The 21,834-nt window shown below is 32.9% G+C and carries 21 protein-coding genes and 1 riboswitch; all 21 genes read right to left on the reverse strand.

Annotated elements, in window-relative coordinates:
• Positions 1-10: 10 nt before the first annotated feature.
• A complete protein-coding gene (locus ACGLWY_RS03025; protein ID WP_396618189.1) occupies positions 11-1,027 on the reverse strand; it encodes a homocysteine S-methyltransferase family protein in 1,017 nt (338 codons plus the stop codon).
• Positions 1,028-1,078: 51 nt separating this feature from the next.
• A riboswitch (SAM riboswitch) is annotated at positions 1,079-1,226 on the reverse strand.
• 114 nt (positions 1,227-1,340) lie between these two features.
• On the reverse strand, positions 1,341-2,228 hold the full coding sequence (gene cysM, locus ACGLWY_RS03030; protein WP_396618190.1) for a cysteine synthase CysM: 888 nt from the start codon (positions 2,226-2,228) through the stop codon (positions 1,341-1,343).
• The gene (epsC, locus tag ACGLWY_RS03035; protein ID WP_396618191.1) at positions 2,215-2,985 is read right to left on the reverse strand and encodes a serine O-acetyltransferase EpsC; all 771 of its coding nucleotides are present in this window, start codon (positions 2,983-2,985) and stop codon (positions 2,215-2,217) included. Before epsC ends, cysM begins: the two co-directional genes overlap by 14 nt.
• Positions 2,986-3,069: 84 nt before the next feature.
• The gene (locus tag ACGLWY_RS03040; RefSeq protein ID WP_396618192.1) at positions 3,070-4,122 is read right to left on the reverse strand and encodes an NAD(P)/FAD-dependent oxidoreductase; all 1,053 of its coding nucleotides are present in this window, start codon (positions 4,120-4,122) and stop codon (positions 3,070-3,072) included.
• A gap of 13 nt (positions 4,123-4,135) precedes the next feature.
• Positions 4,136-4,783, reverse strand: a complete 648-nt coding sequence (locus tag ACGLWY_RS03045) for a bifunctional precorrin-2 dehydrogenase/sirohydrochlorin ferrochelatase (protein ID WP_396618193.1) — start codon at positions 4,781-4,783, stop codon at positions 4,136-4,138.
• A gap of 110 nt (positions 4,784-4,893) precedes the next feature.
• Positions 4,894-5,706 carry a uroporphyrinogen-III C-methyltransferase gene (cobA, locus tag ACGLWY_RS03050; RefSeq protein WP_396618194.1) on the reverse strand — a complete coding sequence of 271 codons (813 nt, stop codon included), beginning with the start codon at positions 5,704-5,706 and terminating at the stop codon, positions 4,894-4,896.
• 62 nt (positions 5,707-5,768) lie between these two features.
• On the reverse strand, positions 5,769-7,871 hold the full coding sequence (locus ACGLWY_RS03055) for a HEPN domain-containing protein (protein ID WP_396618195.1): 2,103 nt from the start codon (positions 7,869-7,871) through the stop codon (positions 5,769-5,771).
• 154 nt (positions 7,872-8,025) lie between these two features.
• On the reverse strand, positions 8,026-9,273 hold the full coding sequence (locus tag ACGLWY_RS03060) for a sulfate adenylyltransferase subunit 1 (protein WP_396618196.1): 1,248 nt from the start codon (positions 9,271-9,273) through the stop codon (positions 8,026-8,028).
• Positions 9,274-9,370: 97 nt separating this feature from the next.
• Positions 9,371-10,276, reverse strand: coding sequence for a sulfate adenylyltransferase subunit CysD (cysD, locus tag ACGLWY_RS03065; RefSeq protein ID WP_117175043.1), 906 nt, complete (start codon positions 10,274-10,276; stop codon positions 9,371-9,373).
• A gap of 144 nt (positions 10,277-10,420) precedes the next feature.
• On the reverse strand, positions 10,421-11,041 hold the full coding sequence (locus tag ACGLWY_RS03070) for a phosphoadenosine phosphosulfate reductase family protein (RefSeq protein WP_396618197.1): 621 nt from the start codon (positions 11,039-11,041) through the stop codon (positions 10,421-10,423).
• A 10-nt stretch (positions 11,042-11,051) separates the two neighbouring features.
• Complete coding sequence (locus ACGLWY_RS03075; protein WP_396618198.1) at positions 11,052-11,315, reverse strand: DUF2061 domain-containing protein; 264 nt, start codon at positions 11,313-11,315, stop codon at positions 11,052-11,054.
• Positions 11,316-11,412: 97 nt separating this feature from the next.
• On the reverse strand, positions 11,413-11,826 hold the full coding sequence (locus ACGLWY_RS03080; RefSeq protein WP_396618623.1) for an RrF2 family transcriptional regulator: 414 nt from the start codon (positions 11,824-11,826) through the stop codon (positions 11,413-11,415).
• 54 nt (positions 11,827-11,880) lie between these two features.
• Positions 11,881-13,164, reverse strand: a complete 1,284-nt coding sequence (locus tag ACGLWY_RS03085) for an HlyD family secretion protein (protein WP_396618199.1) — start codon at positions 13,162-13,164, stop codon at positions 11,881-11,883.
• 11 nt (positions 13,165-13,175) lie between these two features.
• A complete protein-coding gene (locus ACGLWY_RS03090) occupies positions 13,176-15,371 on the reverse strand; it encodes a peptidase domain-containing ABC transporter (RefSeq protein ID WP_396618200.1) in 2,196 nt (731 codons plus the stop codon).
• Between the two features lies 1 nt (position 15,372).
• Positions 15,373-16,695 carry an amidohydrolase family protein gene (locus ACGLWY_RS03095; protein WP_396618201.1) on the reverse strand — a complete coding sequence of 441 codons (1,323 nt, stop codon included), beginning with the start codon at positions 16,693-16,695 and terminating at the stop codon, positions 15,373-15,375.
• 43 nt (positions 16,696-16,738) lie between these two features.
• The gene (locus ACGLWY_RS03100; RefSeq protein ID WP_396618202.1) at positions 16,739-17,548 is read right to left on the reverse strand and encodes a tetratricopeptide repeat protein; all 810 of its coding nucleotides are present in this window, start codon (positions 17,546-17,548) and stop codon (positions 16,739-16,741) included.
• Positions 17,549-17,589: 41 nt separating this feature from the next.
• Positions 17,590-18,642 carry a hypothetical protein gene (locus ACGLWY_RS03105; RefSeq protein ID WP_396618203.1) on the reverse strand — a complete coding sequence of 351 codons (1,053 nt, stop codon included), beginning with the start codon at positions 18,640-18,642 and terminating at the stop codon, positions 17,590-17,592.
• A gap of 74 nt (positions 18,643-18,716) precedes the next feature.
• On the reverse strand, positions 18,717-19,376 hold the full coding sequence (locus ACGLWY_RS03110) for a type II CAAX prenyl endopeptidase Rce1 family protein (RefSeq protein ID WP_396618204.1): 660 nt from the start codon (positions 19,374-19,376) through the stop codon (positions 18,717-18,719).
• 53 nt (positions 19,377-19,429) lie between these two features.
• Positions 19,430-19,600 carry a hypothetical protein gene (locus ACGLWY_RS03115; protein ID WP_396618205.1) on the reverse strand — a complete coding sequence of 57 codons (171 nt, stop codon included), beginning with the start codon at positions 19,598-19,600 and terminating at the stop codon, positions 19,430-19,432.
• Positions 19,601-19,748: 148 nt separating this feature from the next.
• Positions 19,749-20,426: a response regulator gene (locus ACGLWY_RS03120; protein ID WP_396618206.1), complete on the reverse strand. Its 678-nt coding sequence runs from the start codon at positions 20,424-20,426 to the stop codon at positions 19,749-19,751.
• A 605-nt stretch (positions 20,427-21,031) separates the two neighbouring features.
• Positions 21,032-21,832, reverse strand: coding sequence for a PhzF family phenazine biosynthesis protein (locus ACGLWY_RS03125; RefSeq protein ID WP_396618207.1), 801 nt, complete (start codon positions 21,830-21,832; stop codon positions 21,032-21,034).
• Positions 21,833-21,834 lie beyond the last annotated feature (2 nt).

Genomic DNA, 21,834 nt, shown 5'->3' on the forward strand with positions numbered 1-21,834 from the left:
ATCAGTTCTTTTATTGGATTCCTGCCTCCACAGGAATGACAAACTTTCTTGGTTTGTATTTAGCTGCTAATTGCGCAATCACGTTAATATGCTCTGGCGTTGTTCCACAACAACCGCCAATAATATTTATTAAATTCTTTTTTAAATACTCTTCTATTTGTTCACCCATTTCTTCTGGAGATTCATCGTATTCACCAAAAGCATTTGGCAAACCAGCATTGGGATGTGCAGAAATAGCAAAGTCTGTTTTATTGGCTATAGCTTCTAAATGAGGCTGTAATAAATTAGCTCCTAAAGCACAATTAAACCCAATAGATAATAGTGGAATATGCGACACCGAGATTAAAAATGCCTCGGCAGTTTGTCCCGACAATGTTCTACCAGACGCATCGGTAATTGTACCACTTAGCATAATAGGCACATCAATATGGCGTTCTTCCTTAACTTCTTCTATCGCAAATAATGCCGCCTTGGCGTTCAATGTATCAAACACGGTTTCAACCAAAAGTAAATCGACTCCACCATCAATTAGTGCTTCCACTTGTTGTTTGTATGCAATACGCAACTCATTAAAAGTGACCGCTCTATAACCGGGATCGTTTACATCGGGTGACATACTAGCCGTACGGTTTGTTGGTCCAATAGAACCTGCCACAAAACGAGGTTTATTAGGTTCTTTTTTGGTAAATTCATCAGCAACTTCTTTTGCTATTTTAGCCGATTGGTAATTCAACTCATACACCAAATCTTCCATTTGATAATCTGCCATAGCAATCGTTGTTCCCGAAAATGTATTGGTTTCTACAATATCCGCACCTGCTTCAAAATATTTAGCATGAATCGTTTTAATAGCCTCTGGTTGTGTAAGAGACAACAAATCATTATTACCTTGCAATGGTGTTGGATAATCTTTAAAGCGCTCGCCTCTAAAATCTTCTTCAGTAAATTTATATTGTTGAAGCATCGTTCCCATAGCACCATCGAGTACTAGAATACGGTCTTGTAAAGCTTTATGTATGTTAGACATGTTGATGTTTTTATATCTGAATGTCATCAAGAAAAGTAAAAGAAACACTTTTCGTTATCTTTCTGAATAGCTCCTGAAATAAATTCAGGACAAGCAGTAGAACGTAGCACCTTCTTTTAAGGCCCTGATGGCCATCAGGACATGTAAAGGGTTGCCAAGGCTTCAACGGGTCTATTCCCTCAACCTTTCTTGATAACACAATTAATAAGGTTATGAACTCGTGTGCAAAAATACTAACTATATTTTTGTTATCCTACTTAATTTCGTTCTCAGACCTGTCAGGTTTTAAAAACCTGACAGGTCTCAAATAGTGTTATTCAAATAATGTTGAAGACAAGTACCTGTCGCCTCTATCGCAAATAATGGCAACTATAACACCACTCTCTAAAGTTTCTGCTAATTTTAAAGCTGTAAAAACAGCCCCACCACTACTCATACCTGCAAAAATGCCTTCTTCTTTTGCTAAGCGTTGGGTCATGGTTTTTGCTTCATCTTCCGTTACTTCAATAACGATATCTACTTTCGATCTATCAAAAAATTTAGGCACATATTCTGGCGACCATTTTCTTATGCCTGGAATTTTAGAACCATCATCAGGTTGTGCCCCAACTATAGTAATGTTTTTATTTTTCTCTTTTAAATAGGTTGAAACGCCCATAATAGTCCCCGTAGTTCCCATGGCCGACACAAAATGAGTGACTTCACCTTGTGTATCTCTCCAAATTTCTGGACCAGTGGCTTTATAATGTGCTTTCCAGTTGTCATCATTTTCAAACTGATTTAAAAGAAAATATCCTTTCTCGTCCCGTAGTTGAAAAGCAACATCTCTAGAGCCTTCAATCCCAATATCAGCAGGTGTTAAAATAACCTCAGCACCATACGCTCGCATGGTTTTAACCCGCTCTTCGGTTGAGTTTTCGGGCATCACCAAAACCATATTCAAACCTAATAATTTTGCTATAAATGCCAATGCAATGCCTGTATTGCCACTTGTTGCTTCAACTAAAGTTCCACCTTGACTAATGTCTCCGCGTTTTAAAGCTTCAGATATCATATTAAAAGCCGCACGATCTTTAACACTTCCACCTGGATTATCGCCTTCAAGTTTTAATAATAGCTTTACCTTTTTATTTTGAATGATATGACTTGCTTCAACCAAAGGTGTATTGCCTATTTGGTCTGTAATACTAGCGTATTCCATTTTTCTTTGGCCTAATTTTAATTTCCGTTTGATATGTAACCAATGAGTTTTCTGGAACCGATTGAGTAATCCAAACATTGGCTCCAATGGTACTATTTGCTCCTATTACGATATCACCACCTAAAATGGTCGCATTGGCGTAAATAGTCACATTATCTTCAATAGTTGGGTGACGTTTGGTAGATTCTAAACTTTTTTTAACCTGAATACCGCCCAAAGTAACGCCTTGGAAAATTTTTACGTTATTTTTTATTATAGATGTTTCACCAATAACAATTCCTGTTCCGTGATCCACAAAAAACGAATCGCCAATGGTAGCTCCCGGATGAATATCGATACCTGTAATACCATGCACATATTCACTCATCATTCTAGGAATAATTGGTACGTTCTGCACATACAACTCGTGACTTAAACGATAAATAGAAATAGCGTAAAATCCTGGACATGCCAAATAAACCTCTTCTAAACTTTTGGTAGCTGGGTCGAAATTAACCACAGCAATAGCATCTAAATCTAGTTTAGCTCTAATGTCTTGAAACTTACCTTGAAATTCATTCCAGATGGTTTCACCATCGTTTATATCCAAATTATTGGATATGTCTAAAAAGGTTTTCTTTAAAGATTGAAGCTCATTTTCATGTTCATCAAATACATAATAAAATAATCGTTTTGTAAATGTTTTTACAACATCTTTTAAACGAACATTATATTTCTTTTGAATCAATTTATCATTTAACCCTTGGTATGTATCCATATCAAATACTTTTAACTGTCTAATGGTTGTCGTTATTCAATGTTGAAATTTACAACAATAAAAGCCTTTTTAAAAAAACTTTTTTTACTGAATAGATTGCACTACGGCTTTAGGTGCTTCTTTTCGAGTACCATCAAAACCATCAATACCACTCACCGTTGTATATTTCAACACATACTTTTTACCTGGATTGATAATTCTGTATGCTGCTTGGCACATTAAAGTTGCTTCATGGAATCCACAAAGAATTAGTTTTAATTTTTCTGGATAGGTATTAACGTCTCCTATGGCAAAAATACCTGGTATGTTAGTTTGATAATTTAATGAGTTATCAACTTTTATGGCGTTTTTTTCAATTTCCAATCCCCAGTCGGCAATAGGTCCTAATTTTGGAGATAATCCAAATAATGGAATAAAATGGTCGGTTTCTAAACGGAACTCTTCACCATCTCTACTTACGGTTAACGCTTCAATCTTACCATTGCCATGTAGTTCTGTAACTTCGGCAGGCGTTACCAAATTGATTTTTCCTAAATCTTTTAATTCGCCTACTTTTTCAACAGAATCTAAAGCACCTCTAAACTCATTTCTTCTGTGAATTAAGGTTACTTCCGAAGCTATATCGGCTAGAAAGATACTCCAATCTAAAGCAGAGTCTCCTCCACCAGAAATCACTACTCGTTTATCTCTATATACTTCTGGGTCTTTAATAAAGTATTCCAAACCATTATCTTCATAAATATCTAGTTTGTCTAATCCTGGTTTTCTCGGTTCAAAAGAGCCCAATCCACCGGCAATAGCTACCACAGGCGCATGATGTTTGGTGCCTTTATTGGTCGTTACAATAAAAGTACCATCTTCAAGTTTCTCTATAGTTTCTGCACGCTCACCTAAAGTAAATCCTGGCTCAAATTGTTTTCCTTGTTCTAACAAGTTTCTAGTTAAATCGCCAGCTAGTATTTCAGGAAATCCTGGTATATCGTAAATAGGTTTTTTAGGGTAAATTTCTGAACATTGCCCGCCTGGTTGTGGTAATGCATCAATTAAATGGCATTTAAGTTTTAACAATCCTGCTTCAAAAACCGTGAATAACCCTGTTGGTCCAGCACCTATTATAAGTATATCTGTTTTAATCATTTTACAACTCTTTTTACTCTTTTTTCTCAATTAATCCTTTGGTAAATTCATTAAGTGTTTCCACCTTTTGTTCAAAATCACCTTTTATTGTTTTTCTATATTCATTTAAATTTTTAACCAAATCGTCTACATTTTCTGGAATGACATCTTCAAAAAACTGACGCAAACGTTTGGCAGTTGTTGGCGATTTTCCATTGGTTGAAATCGCTACTTTCACATGCCCTTTTGTTACAATACCACCCATATAAAAATCGCAATACGGTGGGTTATCGGCAACATTTACTAAAATACTACGCTTACGGCAATGCTTATGAACTTTTACATTCACACTAGGCACATTGGTAGTTGCTACAACTATGTGTTTTCCTTCTAAATAGCGTTTACTATAGCGTCTTTTTATCAACTTAACATTTCCTTTTTTTGCTAGCTCTACAGTACCTTCTCTAAACATAGGCGACACCATAGTTACTTTAGCATCTGGACTGGATTTTAACAAAAAGGTTAATTTTTCCTCAGCTACATGGCCTCCACCAACAATAAGCACATTAAGACTGTTCAGCTTTAAAAAAACAGGATATAAATTATTCCTTTCAGCCCCTTCCTTCCCCAAAGGAGAAATTTGCTCACTCAAATTGTTGATTTTTATAGCTGATTTTTTCATATCCAAATATTATTTGTTTTTTAATGGTCATATGGACACGAGCGATAGCGAACTGGCGAAGCAATCGCTATATTTTTCATTGGTGCTTACGTTTCCAAAGCATGGCGATTTCATGAATTATTAGCTACTTCTTTATAAATGGATGTTAATTGAACACGTTCTTTTACAACATCGCCAATAATAATAATTGCTGGGTTTGCCAATTGCTTTTCTTCAACTATTTTTCTAATCGTACTGATAGTACCAAAACCAAACTTTTCATTTTCGGTAGTACCTTCCTGAATGATAGCTATTGGTGTATCTTGTTTGTTTTCTGCTGAAAAAATCTGAACAATTTCATCTAATTTACCCATTCCCATCAAGATAACAACTGTTGCTGTTGATTTTGCCGCAATAGCTACATCACCAGACAATTGATGTGCTTTAGTAGTTCCTGTTATTACCCAAAAACTTTCTGAAGCGCCACGTTTTGTCAACGGAATGCCTTGGTATGCTGGCACTGCAATGGATGATGAGATTCCCGGCACCACAAAGGTTTCCAAACCAAATTGTCTTACATAATCTATCTCTTCAGCACCACGACCGAAAACAAAAGGATCCCCCCCTTTTAAGCGAACTACATGCCCTTTTTCTTTGGCTTTCGATACAATGAGTTCGTTAATTTGCTCTTGTTGAAAGGCATAACACCCTTTACGTTTCCCCACAAAAATAAGCTCTGCATCTTGCGAAGCGTACTTAAGAAGCGCTTCGTTTATAAGCGCATCGTACAAAATGACATGTGCGGATTCAATGGCCTTAATTGCTTTAAGCGTAATTAATTCCACATCACCTGGACCTGCACCTACTACCGTTAGTTTCCCCCTAACCCCCGAAGGAGGAATATAAGCTGAACTGTTAATATGTTTATTTTTTTCTTTGCTCATTTAAATTGTCATATATAACCGACTATTACACCGCTATACTTCCCCTTTGGGGACTAGGGGATTTAAACCGCTTTATTCTCAAGCGTTGTATCTGCTTCCCTAAAGGTCCTTACTTTTTCTAAAAACTGGTTTGCACTGTTTATATATTCAGCTGCAAACGCTTCGGTAGGAGCATTTTTATTAATTTGATAGATTAATTCTGAAAAAGAGGTGCCTAAATTTAGCTTACCACTTGCAACAAACAATTCATCAAACTGACTTACAATACCTGCATGTGTATTAGTACTTTTGTTTTCTGCCAATAGCATCGCTTTTGCTGAGTTTACCAACGAGCTATAGGCATGATAAATAGCACTTGAATACACTTTATCATTAAATGAGTTTTGTGCGTTTTCAATTTTTTCTTCACTCTCTAAAAATAAAGTAGCAATTAAATCAATAACAACACCCGCACATTCGCCAATCCCAATCTCTTTCTCATATTTCTCTTCAGTACCCCAATCTATAAAATCTTCTTGGGTTAAGTTTGAAACATCTTGAAGGTCGTTTAATAAATCATAAAAATATCTGTCACCAGTTACTTTATAGTATTCTACAAACGATTTTCCCTTGGCATTTGCTTCATAATCATTTAAAATTCTGCGTAATGCTTCTGGACCTCTTCTACTTGGCACTTTTACTACTTTATCGGCAAACAAACCGTTTCCATCACCTAAATTCCCACCTCCTAATAACACTTGTAAAGCTGGTGCTACTAATTTATCTGGTGTACGAACCGACATACCTTGAAAACCAATATTTGCCATATTGTGTTGTCCACAAGCATTCATACAACCACTAATTTTTATAACAACATCGTCATTTTTCAAATACTGTGGGTACTCTGCTTTGATAACGCGTTCCAACTCATCGGCAATACCAGTACTACTTGCAATACCTAAATTACACGTATCTGTTCCTGGACATGCTGTGATATCTACTGCTTTGTTATATCCTGCTTCCGTAAAACCTAATTTTTCCAATTCAGTGTAAAAAAACGGCACTAAATCCTCTTTTACAAACGGAATGACTATATTTTGACGCAACGATAAACGAATTTCTCCTGCGGCATATTTTTCAACTAAATCAGCCAACAAACGTGCTTTATCTGTGTAAAAATCTCCTAACAGCACTTTAATACCAATAGCAACATAACCTTCCTGCTTTTGAGGAATCAGGTTTGTAGCTTTCCATAATTCAAAAGCAGTTTGATCTTTAATTTCTACTTGAGGTACTTCAACTGAAACTGGTTTTGAAGCCACATATGCATCCGCATCAATAGCTACTGTTTTAAATTCAATGGCTTTTTGTTCTGCTTCTACCAATTCTTTAAAAGCATCTAAACCAATGTCTTTTATTAAGAATTTCATTCTTGCCTTCGCACGGCTTTTACGTTCACCATAACGATCGAAAACACGCACCACACCTTCCATTAATGGAATAATTTTATCTGAAGGCAAAAAGCTATATAATTCGTCTGCATGACGTGGTTGCGAGCCTAAGCCACCACCAATCATCACTTTAAATCCACGAACACCATTTTCAACTTTAGCTATAAAACCTAAATCGTGCATGTATGAAAGCCCCGTATCTTCATCGGAAGATGAAAAAGACACTTTAAACTTACGTCCCATTTCCTGACAAATAGGATTTCTTAAGAAGAAACGAAATAAGGCATCGGCATACGGCGACACATCGAAAGGTTCGTTAACATCAATCCCAGCCAATTCTGAAGCGGTTACGTTACGAACTGTGTTTCCACAAGCTTCCCTTAATGTAATATCGTCTTTATCTAACTCCGACCAAAGTTCTGGTGTCCTATTTAAATCGACATAGTGAATTTGAATATCTTGACGGGTAGTGATATGTAAACGACCACGAGAATATTCATCAGATACGTCTGATATTCTTCGCAATTGATTACTCTTCACCTTTCCGTAAGGTAATTTAATACGAATCATTTGCACGCCTTCTTGACGCTGACCGTAAATACCACGAGCTAAACGAAGGCTTCTAAATTTTTCTTCATCAATCTTCCCTGTGTTGAATAACTCAATTTTCTTAGATAATTCTAAAATCTCGTTTTCAACAACTGGATTTTCTATTTCTGTTCTAAAAGTTTGCATTTTCCCCACCCGACCTCCCCAAAAGGGAGGAGCTCTTTACTGGGTCATTTTTAGTTTAACTTAATTTATATTTTAATTTCCTGTTTCCCTATTAAGATTTTTAAATCTTATTTTTTATTAACAAACTTGCTAATTCCCCTTTGGGGTTAGGGGATTATTGGATGAAACCTGCTCCTACCGTGTTATTTGATTGCGTATCGATTAAAATAAACGACCCATTGGTTCTATGATTTTTAAATTGATCAAAGAAAAGTGGTTTATTGAATTTAAAGGTTACTGAAGCAATATCGTTAACACCCAACCCTTTTACATTTTTCTCTATACCTGAATAATCCGGATGTATTTTATGGTTGATAGTTTCTACTCTAGCCAACACTTTGTTTACACCATGCTGCAACACGTATTTTGAACCAGCTTCTAGAGGTGTTGAATCCATCCAACAAATATTTGCCGTAAATTGTTTATCGATGGTTGGTAAATCGTTTTCCAAAACAATCATATCACCCCTGCTTACATTAATATCATTTTCTAAAGTGATAGTAACCGACGAACGTCTTGAAGCTGTTTGATATTTTTCATTATAGAAATAAATATCTTTAATTTTAGATCGCGTTTTTGATGGTAATACCAAAATATTGTCGCCAACACTTAATTCGCCACCATATACTTTACCGGCATAGCCTCTAAAATCATGAAATTCTTCAGTTTTAGGACGTATAACGTATTGCACTGGGAAACGTGGCGTCCCAACATTATAAATATCTTTTTTATCCAAGCCTTCTAAATGCTCTAACAAAGATTCTCCTTTATACCAAGGCATGTTTTTAGACCTGTTTACAACATTGTCACCTTTTAATGCACTCACAGGAATGAAAGTGATTTTTTGGTCTTGGTAGTCTCTTTTACTCATTAACTCAGAGAAATCTGCTTTGATTTTGTTATAAACCTCTTCAGAATAATCAACCAAATCCATTTTATTAATAGTAACCACTACATCTTTAATTCTTAATAAATTATTGATGAAAAAATGACGATTGGTTTGCTCGATAACGCCTTTTCTGGCATCTATTAAGATAATGGATGCTTGCGATGTTGAAGCCCCGGTAACCATGTTACGGGTATACTCAACATGCCCAGGAGTATCAGCTATAATGTAACTTTTCTTCCCTGTTGAAAAATATATGTGCGCTACATCAATGGTAATACCTTGTTCTCTTTCTGCCACTAACCCGTCGGTTGCCAACGAAAAATCCAAGTAATCATACCCTTTTTGTTTACTTGTTTTTTCAATAGCTGCCAATTTATCGGTAGTTAATGATTTTGTATCGTAAAGTATGCGCCCTATTAAGGTGCTTTTACCGTCATCTACACTTCCTGCTGTTGCAATTTTTAATACTTCCATTTTATTTTTTGCTTTATGCTTTAGGCTTTACGCTTAAAGCAACCTACTTTAAATCTTAATTCATTTTAGCTCATAGCTTATGGCATATAGCCCATTGCTAAAAGTATCCTTGTTGTTTGCGTTTTTCCATGGCCGCTTCCGAACGTTTATCATCAATTCGTGCTCCACGTTCTGAAATGGTACTTTCTCTGATTTCCTCAACTACTTTAGTAATTGTTGTTGCATCTGAAAGGACTGCTGCTGTACAACTCATATCGCCTACGGTTCTAAAACGCACCAATTCTTCAATCACTTCTTCATTATCATCTCTATAAACCACATCATCTTCGGCAGACCAAATCATACCGTCTCTTAAGAATACTTTACGTTTGTGAGCAAAATAAATAGAAGGTATTTCGATATTTTCTTGTTCTATATAAGACCAAACGTCTAGCTCAGTCCAATTAGAAATAGGAAAACAACGCACATTTTGACCTAAATTAATTTGACCATTTAACATATCGAATAACTCTGGACGTTGGTTTTTTTCATCCCACTGACCAAAATCATCACGTACAGAAAAAATACGTTCTTTAGCTCTTGCTTTTTCTTCATCACGACGCGCACCACCTATACAAGCATCAAATTTAAATTCTTCAATAGCATCTAAAAGCGTTGTAGTTTGAAGTTGGTTTCTACTGGCGTACCTACCTGTTTCTTCTTTCACTTTACCTTCATCAATAGAATCCTGTACATTTCTAACAATTAATTCCAAGCCTAATTCCTTAACCAATCGATCTCTAAATTCAATCGTTTCAGGGAAATTATGACCCGTATCAATATGCATTAATGGAAACGGAATTTTAGCTGGATAAAATGCTTTAACGGCTAATCTTACCAAAGTAATAGAATCTTTTCCTCCAGAAAATAACAATACAGGCTTTTCAAACTGCGCTGCTACTTCCCTTATAATGTATATCGCTTCGTTTTCTAGCGAATTAATATGGTATGTGTCTTTGTTCATAATTAAGCCCCCTAGCCCCCAAAGGGGGAACTCTTACTTGGGCAGGGTTAAGAGTTTTGTTATTATTACTTTTATATACTATTTACTTTACTGTGACCGCTTACCGCCAACTGACAACTGACAACTGCTTACTGTGACTGTTTACTATGTATGCAAACCACACTCTCTGTTTTCTAATGCTTTTGTTGGGTCGAAATATTTAAACTCGTTTGGCAATTTATTTTCTTCCAAGTATTTGTCTAAATCGACATCAGACCAATAGTAAAACGGACTTACTTTTAAAACCCCATCTTTACTTAAGCTAAAAATACCAATACTATCCCTAAATGCTGTTTGCCCTTGACGCAAGTTTGTAAACCATACTTTAGGTTTATGCTCTTCCATAGCACGTCTAAAAGGCTCTAACTTAACCTGCTCTGTAAACAAAGCGTGTTCTGGTGCATCTACACTTGGAATTCCCATAACAACATCCCTGTGCGAAGATGTTTGTTTAGGCACGTATAAAAAAACGTTTAAGTTTAAATCCTTTATTACTTTTTCGGCATGCCTGTAGGTTTGTGGTGTATTATAACCTGTATCACACCAAACCACTGGTATATTAGCCTCCACCAAACTTACAGCATGTAAAATAGCTGCTTCGTAAGGTCTAAAATTTGTTGTTACTACGGCTTCTTTATTAAGCTCAAAAGCCTTCTGAATAATCTCAGATGGCTTAGCGTCTTTAAAAAGCGTATTTAATTCGTTTATTTTGTCTTGCGTTATCATCTATATCAACTTATTTTCCCCATTTAATCCTATTCCAAATACGTTCATGAAAAAAGTACAATACCATCTTAGTGACCAACTCTATTGAACCTATTGAAAATGCTAATTTTAATTGTCCTGTTATTAACCAAGAAATCAAAATAGTATCCAAAGTCCCTATTAATCTCCAACTAATAGACTTCACAACACTTCTAAGAGGCTTCTCTTTAGCTGCATCCGTTTTATAAGTAGTTTTGTCGTTTTGACCTGAATTTGTTAACACTTGATCAATCATTTTACTTAGTATTATATTAATCCTATCGATTTAATAGGAATTGCAAATTTAATACTTTTTATAAATTATCAAACTTTATTTTTATTTTTTTTCATTTTTACCTTACGGACAAATCCTTTAATGTCGTATTTTTAAATACTTCAAGTGTACTATCCCGCACTCGGATCATGAGCTTATTGACACTGCATAAATGCTCGTCTGGACAATCGTCACACTTTTCATAAAAGTTTAAGCTCACACACGGCACCATGGCGATAGGACCTTCAAGGACTCGCATGACCTCGGTCATTAAAACTTCCGAAGGATCTTTCCTTAAATAATAACCGCCATGTTTTCCCTTTTTCGAGCCCAGAATACCCGATTTACGTAAGGTAAGCAAAATGCTTTCTAAAAATTTTTGCGGTATGTGTTCGCCTTTAGCAATTTCTCCAACCTGTACTGGCACATCACTACCACTTCTTGCAATGAAAGTGAGGGCTTTTAATCCGTATTTTGTTTTTTTAGATAGCATGCTGCTAAGATACATATTTTAACAAAAATGTTTATACTACTTTTGAAATATACCCTACCTTCTTAAAATATCTTTAAATTGATAAAAGAAACGCTCTATTAAACGTAAATCTTCCGTAATAATTTCTGCTGAACCTTGCATTTCCTGCTTAAACTCTATGTTTTTATCATGAGTTGTAATTAGTTTTTTTGGCAAAGTAACATCCAATAAATATAAACCTTCATTATTTGGTATTAATGAAATGTCTTGAACTTTTCCTTTAAGAACACCATATTCATTATCAGGGTAACCACTTAATTTAATATTTACGTCTTGCCCAATTTTTATTTTCCCTGAATTCAAAATAGGTGCTTGAACTTTACATATATATGAAGAATGATTTTTAGGAATAATTGTAAAAACAAAATCACCACTATTTATAGATTGGTTTTTATTCCAAACTTTCATGAAGGATACTTTTCCTTCAATATTGGATTTAAACAAATACTTTAATTCCCATTCCTTTATAGATGATTTCAATTGATCTAAAGACTGTATTACAGCTTTAAGCAAATTGATTTCTTCCCTAGTGTTAGCTATTGTTGTTTGTTTTTTAAGATTATTTGTGTTGCTAATATTTTCTTTAATTTGAGATATAGATACGCTCATATTTTTTAAACCTCTTTCAGCTTGAAGAAATTCTAACTTTTTATTTTCATATTCTTGAGCAGACACAACGCCTTTAGCAAATAATTTTTCTGTTCTTTCCAAATCTTTTCTTTTATAGATAAGCTCTTCTTCATTTATTTCCTCTTGATTTATTGAAGTTTGTAATCTATATTTAAGTTGAGATAAGGCATATTTATTAGCTAAATCATTATTTAAATAAGAATGTGATTCTTTATTTAAAATATATTGAATATAGCTATTCTCAAACAAAGAAAATTGATTTTCAATGTCTCCTAAAAAAAGTATAGGTATATCATCTAATGGAAAATTAAATGAAGATTGGTTAATATTTAGAGTATCTAAAATAGATTTTAAATAAATAACATCATTATAATTAGCAGTATTTTCTATAAGTGCTAAAGGTGTATTTTCTTTTACCTCTTGGTTATTTTTAACAAATAAAAAAGATATTTTTCCTGAAGCTCTAGCAAATTCTTTTTGTGGTGGAATTTCAGTTGTTAAAATAGCTTGTCCAACAACAATATCGGGATATTTTATTAACCACGAAAGGAAAAGAATTATAACAATAAACACTAACAACAACGTATTACCCCATCTAAAAATCGCTTTTGGAGGGTTTGCCAAAACATCCTTTACTTCTTCACTATAGATATTTAATTCCTCATTCATCCCTTCCATAATTATTTACCAAGTTCTAATTGGTTTTTTACTAACTCATAATATTTCCCTTTGCTTATAGTTAACTCTTTATGATTTCCTTGTTCTACTATTTCCCCATTTTCCAAAACAATTATATTATCAGCATTTTTAACAGTACTTAAACGATGTGCAACTATTACTGAGGTTCTATTTTTGATAAATTCATTAAGATTTTCCATAATGACTTTCTCATTATTGGCATCTAATGCGCTTGTGGCTTCATCGAAAAAGACAAAAAATGGATCTTTATAAACAGCTCTTGCAATCATGATACGCTGTTCTTGCCCTCCACTTAACCTAATCCCAGAAGTTCCTAATTCTGTATTATACTTATTAGGCAATTTTTCTATAAATTCCTCAATATTGGATATGAAGGAAGCTTTTTTTAGTTTTTCTCTGTCAATAATTTCATTTTGTTCTGACTCAGAAATATTTCCAGCAATAGTATCATTAAATATAAAGGTATCTTGCATGACTGCCCCACAATTCATTCGCCAATAATTATTATTTATGTGGTTCAAATTATCCGAATTAATAAAAATATCTCCTTTAGTCGGTTCGTGAAATTTTAAAAGTAATTTTACAAGCGTCGTTTTACCACTTCCACTCGCGCCTACAATAGCAGTTGTTTTTCCTTCTGGAAGAATACAATTGATGTTTTTTAATACGAAAGGTTTTGATTTACCTCCATAGCGAAATGATAAATCTTTAATGATAATATCTTTCTTTTTTGGAAGCTCTTTAACCTTATTATCCTTTAATTCATCTTCATCTTTTTTAGTGTGTACTTGTAAAAGACGCTCAATACTAATTTTTGCGTCTTGCCATACTTGAATAAATCCAATAAAATTGCTTAAAGGCAGATTTAATTGACCAACAATATATTGTATAGAAAGCATCATACCCAAAGTAATATCCCCATTTACTACAGCAGTTGCTGATAAAAACGTAATGAAGATATTCTTTAATTCATTGATAAACCCTGAACCAATGGATTGGTATTGTGCCAAGGTAAGGGAGCTTAAAGATGTTTTAAAAAGACTTATTTGTATTTGTTCCCATTTCCAACGATTTTTTCTTTGAGAGTTATTAATTTTAATTTCCTTAACACCATTAATAATCTGAACTAAGGACGTTTGACTTTGGGAATTTTCGTCAAAACGTTTAAAATCAAGTTCCGCTCTTTTTTTTAAAAAAAAGAATGTCCAACCCACATAAAGCACTGCTCCAACAATAAAAACTAAAAATATTTTTAAGTTATAAAAAGCTAACACAAAATTAAAAACCAAAAACAAAACCAGTGAATAAACCATATTGAATGAAGAGGAGGATACAAAATTTTGAATTCTTGTATGGTCTTGTATGCGTTGTAAATGTTCTCCGGTATTTCTAGTTTCAAAAAACGTAATAGGTAGCTTGAGCATTTTATACAAAAAATCTGAAATCATTTTTATTTGAAACCGACTTGTAATATGTATTAGTAGCCATTCTCTAAATACGCTAACCAATGTTTGAGATATAAACAAAATCAATTGCGCAATTAGTATTAAGTAGATGAATGGAATGTTTTGTGTATTCACCCCTGTATCTACAATAGATTGCATTAAAAAAGGCGTAATAAACTGTATAGTAGTACCTACAATCAGTCCGATAAACAACTGATAAATTAACTTTTTATATGGTTTTACATAAGGGTATAAAAATGAAAATCCTTGCTTTTTAGATGTATCTTCTTCTAAATTGAGAAAGTTCGTATTGGGTTCTAATAACAAGACAAAGCCTGTACCATCAATAGTGTTTGTCCATGCTTTTAAAAAATCTTCGTGCGAGTATTCTAAAAGTCCTTGGGCTGGATCTGCTACATAAATTTTTGCTTTAGTTGTTTTATAAACAACAACAAAATGTTTCTGACGCCAAGGCACAATAAAAGGCGTGGGGGCTTCATTAACTAAACTCTGCAAAGAAATCCGCATCCCTAATGTTCGCATTTCTATTATTTCGGCAGCATCAGCAATTCCTGCCATGGTAACGCCTTCCCGTGTAATACTAGCTTTGTCCCTTAAAAATTCTCTGGAAAAGTTTTTGCCATGAAATTTGGCAATCATTCTTAAACAAGTTGGTCCACAATCACGGTAATCTAATTGCCTAAAGAAGGGGAATTTATCTTTTTTAAGCATTCTAATTTTGAGAAGTTGCCGACAGTTTTAAACGCATAGCCTCCAATTTTTTTGCATCTAAAAAATGGTTATTGTAATACAATCCCTCAATTTTATTAAACGTATTCAAATCCTCTAATGGGTTTTGGTTCAATAAAATAAAATCGGCAGATTTCCCTACTTCAATAGTACCATAATCTTCTTTAAAAAAAGCAGCAAAATTAGTTGTTGCCATTTTTAATATGTCATAATTGCCTAACTGTGCATTCTTTAATAATTCCATTTCGCCTAAAACACTAAAACCCGAAATCATATATTTTGAGGAACTATCTGGGCTTAGCAACATACTAATACCCAAATCATGCGCCTTTTTAATGATTTGATATTTTTCTTCTAAAGATTTCAGCTCATTGGCAACTTCATCTCTATAGGCTTGGTCACCCAATTTTTCCCTGTACTGTTTTGTTTTTTCAATCCAATCTTCAATGGTTTCTTTTGGAACGAATTCCATACCTGGTTGATTGCGTAATTCTTCATACGAATACCTGCCAGAACCTATACTGTACCAACTCAATGTTGGACAAATAAAAATATCATTTGCTTTTATTTTTTGCAATCTATTTTCTAAAACCTCAGGCGAGACACCAGCTAAACCTCCTAAATGCTCAAAAGAAGTGTACATTGATTTAAAAATTAAACTATCTGGAATATTACTAGGAAAATGTCCGCCAATAGGCAAATTGTATTTTTTGCATGCAGCATCCAATTGCGTAAAGATATCCTGATTTTTGACACTTAAAATTTTTATAAAATCAAATCCTTTTTCTTTGGCATTTTTTACCAAACCTTCTATTTGAGTAGGCGTTAAATCGTAATTTCTACTAATTGGTGGTGCTGAAAGATATAGCTTAGGATATATTGAAGATTCCGCATTGTATTTATTTCTCCAATCAACATGTTTCCAATCGCCACGCATGGAGCGTAATTTGGTAACCCCATTAATTAAGTAAAGCTGCATCACATGTTCCATTTCTGTTTCAGTTTCTGGAAAATGTACATGGGCATCGGTAAGTGAAGGCATTATATATTTATCAGTGCCATCTATCTCAACTATATTTTGATGTACTGTTTTTTCAGAATCCAAAATAGATACAATCTTACCATCTTTAATAACAACATCTTGGTTTTTAAGCACCTCATTTGATTTCATGGTAACGACCGAAACGTTTTTAATCACCAAATCTTTAACAATATTTTCTTTATAAGTAATTGATTGTTCCTTAGTTTGTCCACAAGAAACTAAGGCTTGAATAGTTATTATGAGTACTAAAAAGTATTTTTTCATTTTTTTGTAGTGTTTAAAATCGGTAATAATTGTTTTGGTTTTTCTACCATATTATTTGATATGGGTAAGTTTCATAAATACTATTATCTTCATTTATTGAATATCCCTCATTTTTATCAGTTTTTGCCTCTATCATTAGCGACTTAAATTCTTCTGTTCTATTTAAGCGCCCCAAACATATGGCCTTATAATATTTTGCATCCGAAAATTGGGTATATTGTTTTAATGATTTATCAAATTCAAAAATAGCTTCTTCCCATTTACCCTGTTCATATTTACTAATACCATAATAAAATAGGTCAATATAATGGGCTTCACCCCATTCTTGCTCTTGTTCTTCAATGTCCTTTTTAAAAATCGTCTCAGCCTTTTCAAATTCATTGAGTTGCAAATTGCACAAGGCAATATGAAACTGATAAGTATGATCCATCACATAAGTATTACCTTCATTTTGGATGCATTTTTCAAAATCCTTTATGGCTTCCCTATAAGTTTTTGCAAAAACACATTTGATGAAAGCCCTATAGCTTAACCAACTTCTTTCATTATATAAAACAGCTTTATCTAAATATTTCATGCCAACTTCATACTTACGGGCTTTAAAATATGGCATTGCTTTTTGCTGCCACAGATAGGCAACAGTACTATCTTCTTTTAAACCTTCATCAAGACAATGTTGCCATTCGCTCATTTGGTACCTGTAACTGAATTTTTCAGCACAATTTCCAACATACTTCTCTATAAGTAAATCTTGTCTTATTCTTTTGGCTTCAGCAGATTCTTGATCTGAATTGTCTTCTCCTTTGCATTGCAGAAAAAAAACAGAAATAATAAATATTATTAAATTAGGCATTATTTATAGGGTTGATTTTTATAATCATTTTTTTGTAGTGCTTAAAATTGGTAATAATTGTTTTGGTCTTTCTTTAAGAAATCTTCAAACGGATTTAGTTTACAAAAATCATCATATCTAAAATCCAAATCTCTGTTGCTTAAATCAAATTCGCTTTTAAATTTTGAATACTTCTTTAATATAGATTCACATTTTTTGTCTAACTGATTATAAAATGCAATCCCTTTTTCTGTATAAACCTCATTGAAATTTAACAACTCTAATCCTGTTCTAAAACGAGAAAATTGATCTATTAATCTCCCTATTAGTTCATGTTTTTCTCTTCCAGAAAACACATTTTTAATAAGTAATTTATCAAAGCATTCAACACGTTGTGTTACTGTAAACAAGCCATGAAAAGCACCATAAATACTTCTATAATCCCATTGTTGTTTTGAAAAATCTCGCATGACCAAATTATCTACATCAATTTTAAAATAGTCTTTCCTATTATGTAGTACGTAGTATAAATAATTATGAGACCCTTGATGTATAAGTTCTTCAATAAAATATACCAAGTTACTGCTACCAATCACGTAGAAATAAAGCATTCCTAATGTTTCAACTGAAGTGAAATTTAATATTTTAGGGTTATCATGAAGGTATATTTTTTTGTTAGCGAATGTTAGTTCCTTATAAAAATCAGGAAGCTGCTTTTTTATTATCTCTATTGCTTTAAATACTTCTTTAGAATATGCTTCCCATACAGAGTTCTGCTCTGGGGTTTGATTTTCAATGTGACCTTTATAAAATTCTACAAAATATTTTTCTTGAGTAGGGTGTATTTCTTTTACAATTTCAAAATCACCTTCTTTTAAAATAGATTCATAAGGAGTGTTTTCTCCTTTTTTAAAATATCCAACTTCAGGGATAAATGCGATATCATTTTTATTGAAAGAGTATTTGACTTTTATTCTTTCTTTTACTAGAAAATAACCTTGAAGGATTTCTTTTAAAGTTTCTTTTGGAAATAAATTCTCTTTTTTGCTATTGAAATATGAAAATAACAAGGGTTCTAAAAAAGAATTATCATCTTCAAAATTTAATTTTCTCATTAAAGCTGGACTTTCTTTATATATGAGTAATTTTATTGTATTAATTAGTCCTATCTTAGTTAGAATCATAAATTTTATTTATTATAAATAATGAAAGCTGATAAATTAATAATAAAATGAAATAATATTGAAACCATCAATCCAAATTTCAATCTCAACAATGATAAAAAGAATGCACCTAACACTTTAAACAAAAGAATTGCTAATAGAGGTATTAGTATATTTAATGAAATATCATAATTTATGATATGAGCAAAACCAAAAAAGAAACAACTAATATAAACTAAATATAAAACTTGCTTTTTACTATAAGGCTCTAAGAAATCGACCTTTTTTTTCACAAATACATAGAAAAGTGTTATTATCAATAAAACTATGTAATAAACAAATAAATCATATTTTAAAAGATAACCAAAAATTAAATAAGAGAAACTACTAATAAAAAAAAGGAAGTTTATCTTGCTTTTTTTTAATATTGCCCTAAAACTTAATTCTTCTATTATAGGTGCTAACAAAACAGCGTTAAAAAAAGAAATATTAATGTTTTTATATGGTAAAGGAACATTCCAAATCCTATGAATAAAAACAGAAAAAAAACCTAGTAACAGAAAAAAAATTAAACCTAAAAAGATATAACTAAAAATACTAGCTATTTGTTTCCAACTAAAAAAAAAATTTATAAATAATGTTGGATTAACCAATATATTTTTAAAATCTAATAAAAATGTTTTCATATTTTTAAATTTAAAACCTTGGAGTTTTACCTCCAAGATTTAAGATAATAAGATTAATGAGGTGTTGACATATAGCCAAAAATAGCACTACCAACAGCAGCCCAGAATCCTCCACCCTCATCATGACAAGCATTTTCCGTTCCACCAGAAATGGAGTTTAATAAATCTTCCGAAGCTACAGCTTCTGCTCTTTCTTTAAGAGCGTCTAATGATAATTTACTCATAATTATAAATTTTAAATGTTTGCCTACTCTACTAGCTTTTCGGCTTCCGCTTTTAAAAACGGCAAACTATTTATTAGTCAACAATACATGAAATTAAAAACCATAAAAAAAGTAAGCAAAATGAATACATCTCAACTAAAAGAAATGTTCAAATAAATCCCTTTTCACGTGCCGCCAGTATAAGCTTTCTATCACTATCATCATCTATATTAAACAAAAGTTTTATTTTTCTCTTTCTTTTTTCTATCGCAGCTTTAGATAGGGGTATTAATTTAACTAAATCTTTCATTCTAGCTCCATTAGAAATTTCATATAATATTTGAATATCATAATCACAAAGAACAACTGGACTAGATACTTTATTTCTTAAAAAATCAAGAACTGTTTGGCTATAAGATATTTGATTGTCTAAAGTGTCTTTAATGGATTTAATTATATCTTTAGAATCAATATCCCCTTTTACAAGTAAGCTATTAGGATTAATAGTTTTTATTATATTGTTTAATCTTAAATTATCATTATAACTTGTACATACAATTATTTTTGCATCGGGAAAATATTTAAGGATGGCGACCCCTAAATCTTCACCCGAAAACATTCCATCTGTCGGTGAAGGCGGTAAACTAAGGTCTAAAAAGAATAAGTCAATATCCTTTGATTTTGAAGCACATCTAATTTTTTCAAAAGCAGATTGACAGCATTTTGCTTCATCAATCTTAAATTTAATATTCTCTGAATCTTTTTCAACTAATGCTAAAGCATTTTTGAAAGCATTAATAATTATTTGATGATCGTCAATAATTAAAACATTGTAGGTTTTGTTCATAAGCTTTATAGCACAAAAATAATAAGTATTTTTTGCTATTAATAATTCTTCAAGGAGAATTAATACGCAAATATAAGTGCTTTTTACTTACAAAAAAATAATTATGTCTAGTTATTTAGGATTTACTCAAAATCTGCAATACAATGAACTCATCTGCATTTTTTTTGATTGAAACGAAAAACATCCTTGAACAAGCTGGCTCGTTCGCTAAAATAAGCCGCTAGGTTATTTTTACACTCCTCCCTATGCTCGGCTAAAGGCTTTTTGAGTTGTATAGCAAGGATATGGGAATGTCATTAAGTTAAGGGAAGGAATATTAGGTGGCTTGTCGAAGACCTAAATAAACAATAAAAATAGTCACTAACCAATAGTTTATGGTCAAGAACCAATTCAACAATTAAACGAATAAAGACAAGCCAATGGTCAATTGTAAAAAGTTTAAACGAATTCTATCACAAACATTTAAAAGTCCTATTTATAAAGTAACTTTTCAAACGCTTTAATACCTTTAGATTGTTCCAGAAAAGAGTCAAATCAATATATTTTTACTTTTCGACAGTAAATAAAGCTTCCTAAATATTATTCCAAATCCGCAATAACACCATCTACTTACTCCAATCCCCCATCACTAAAAGCTCTGCCATGATAACACAATCCCCTCTTAAAAGCACCCTATCATTATTTAAAACCTCACATGCTACCACACCGCCACGTTTTGAAGCTTGATAACCTATGAGTGTGCTTTTAGACAGTTTCCCACTCCAATAATTTGCCAAATAACAATGTGCAGAACCTGTAACAGGATCTTCGTCAATGCCAAAATCTGGTGTAAAAAATCGTGAAATAAAATCGTACTCCACCTCAGAAGATTTGGCTGTGATGATAAATTTCTTTTTTTGGTGCTTTAGCAGTAGTTCAAATTTAGGGGATAAATCCCTAACAGTATCGCTGTGGTTGACCTCAACCAAACACCAATCGTCATTTGTTTCAATAGCTAATGGTTTTTCCCTTAAAAATGTTTCCAATAAAGCATCTTCTGGTTCAATAGCTTGTGTTTTGCCCAAAGGAAAATCCATTTCCAGCTGATTACCCTTTTTTTTCACCGTCAACAGTCCACTTTTAGTATTGAATTCAAGAACGTCTTTAGATACGTTGAATTTCTCGAAAAGAATTCTGGCCGTTGCAAGTGTAGCATGTCCACAAAGGTCTACTTCTTGGGTTGGCGTGAACCATCTAAGTCGGTAGCGCCCTTTTTCTTCATACACAAAAGCCGTTTCAGAAAGATTCATCTCCTGTGCTATATCAATGTAAGCGGCTTCAGTAAGCGGTTTATCCAAAACACAAACAGCCGCAGGATTTCCTTTAAAAGCCTTATCTGTAAATGAATCTACTGTAAAAATCCTCATTT

The sequence above is a fragment of the Mariniflexile sp. HMF6888 genome, assembly GCF_044335535.1.
Taxonomy (GTDB): domain Bacteria; phylum Bacteroidota; class Bacteroidia; order Flavobacteriales; family Flavobacteriaceae; genus Mariniflexile.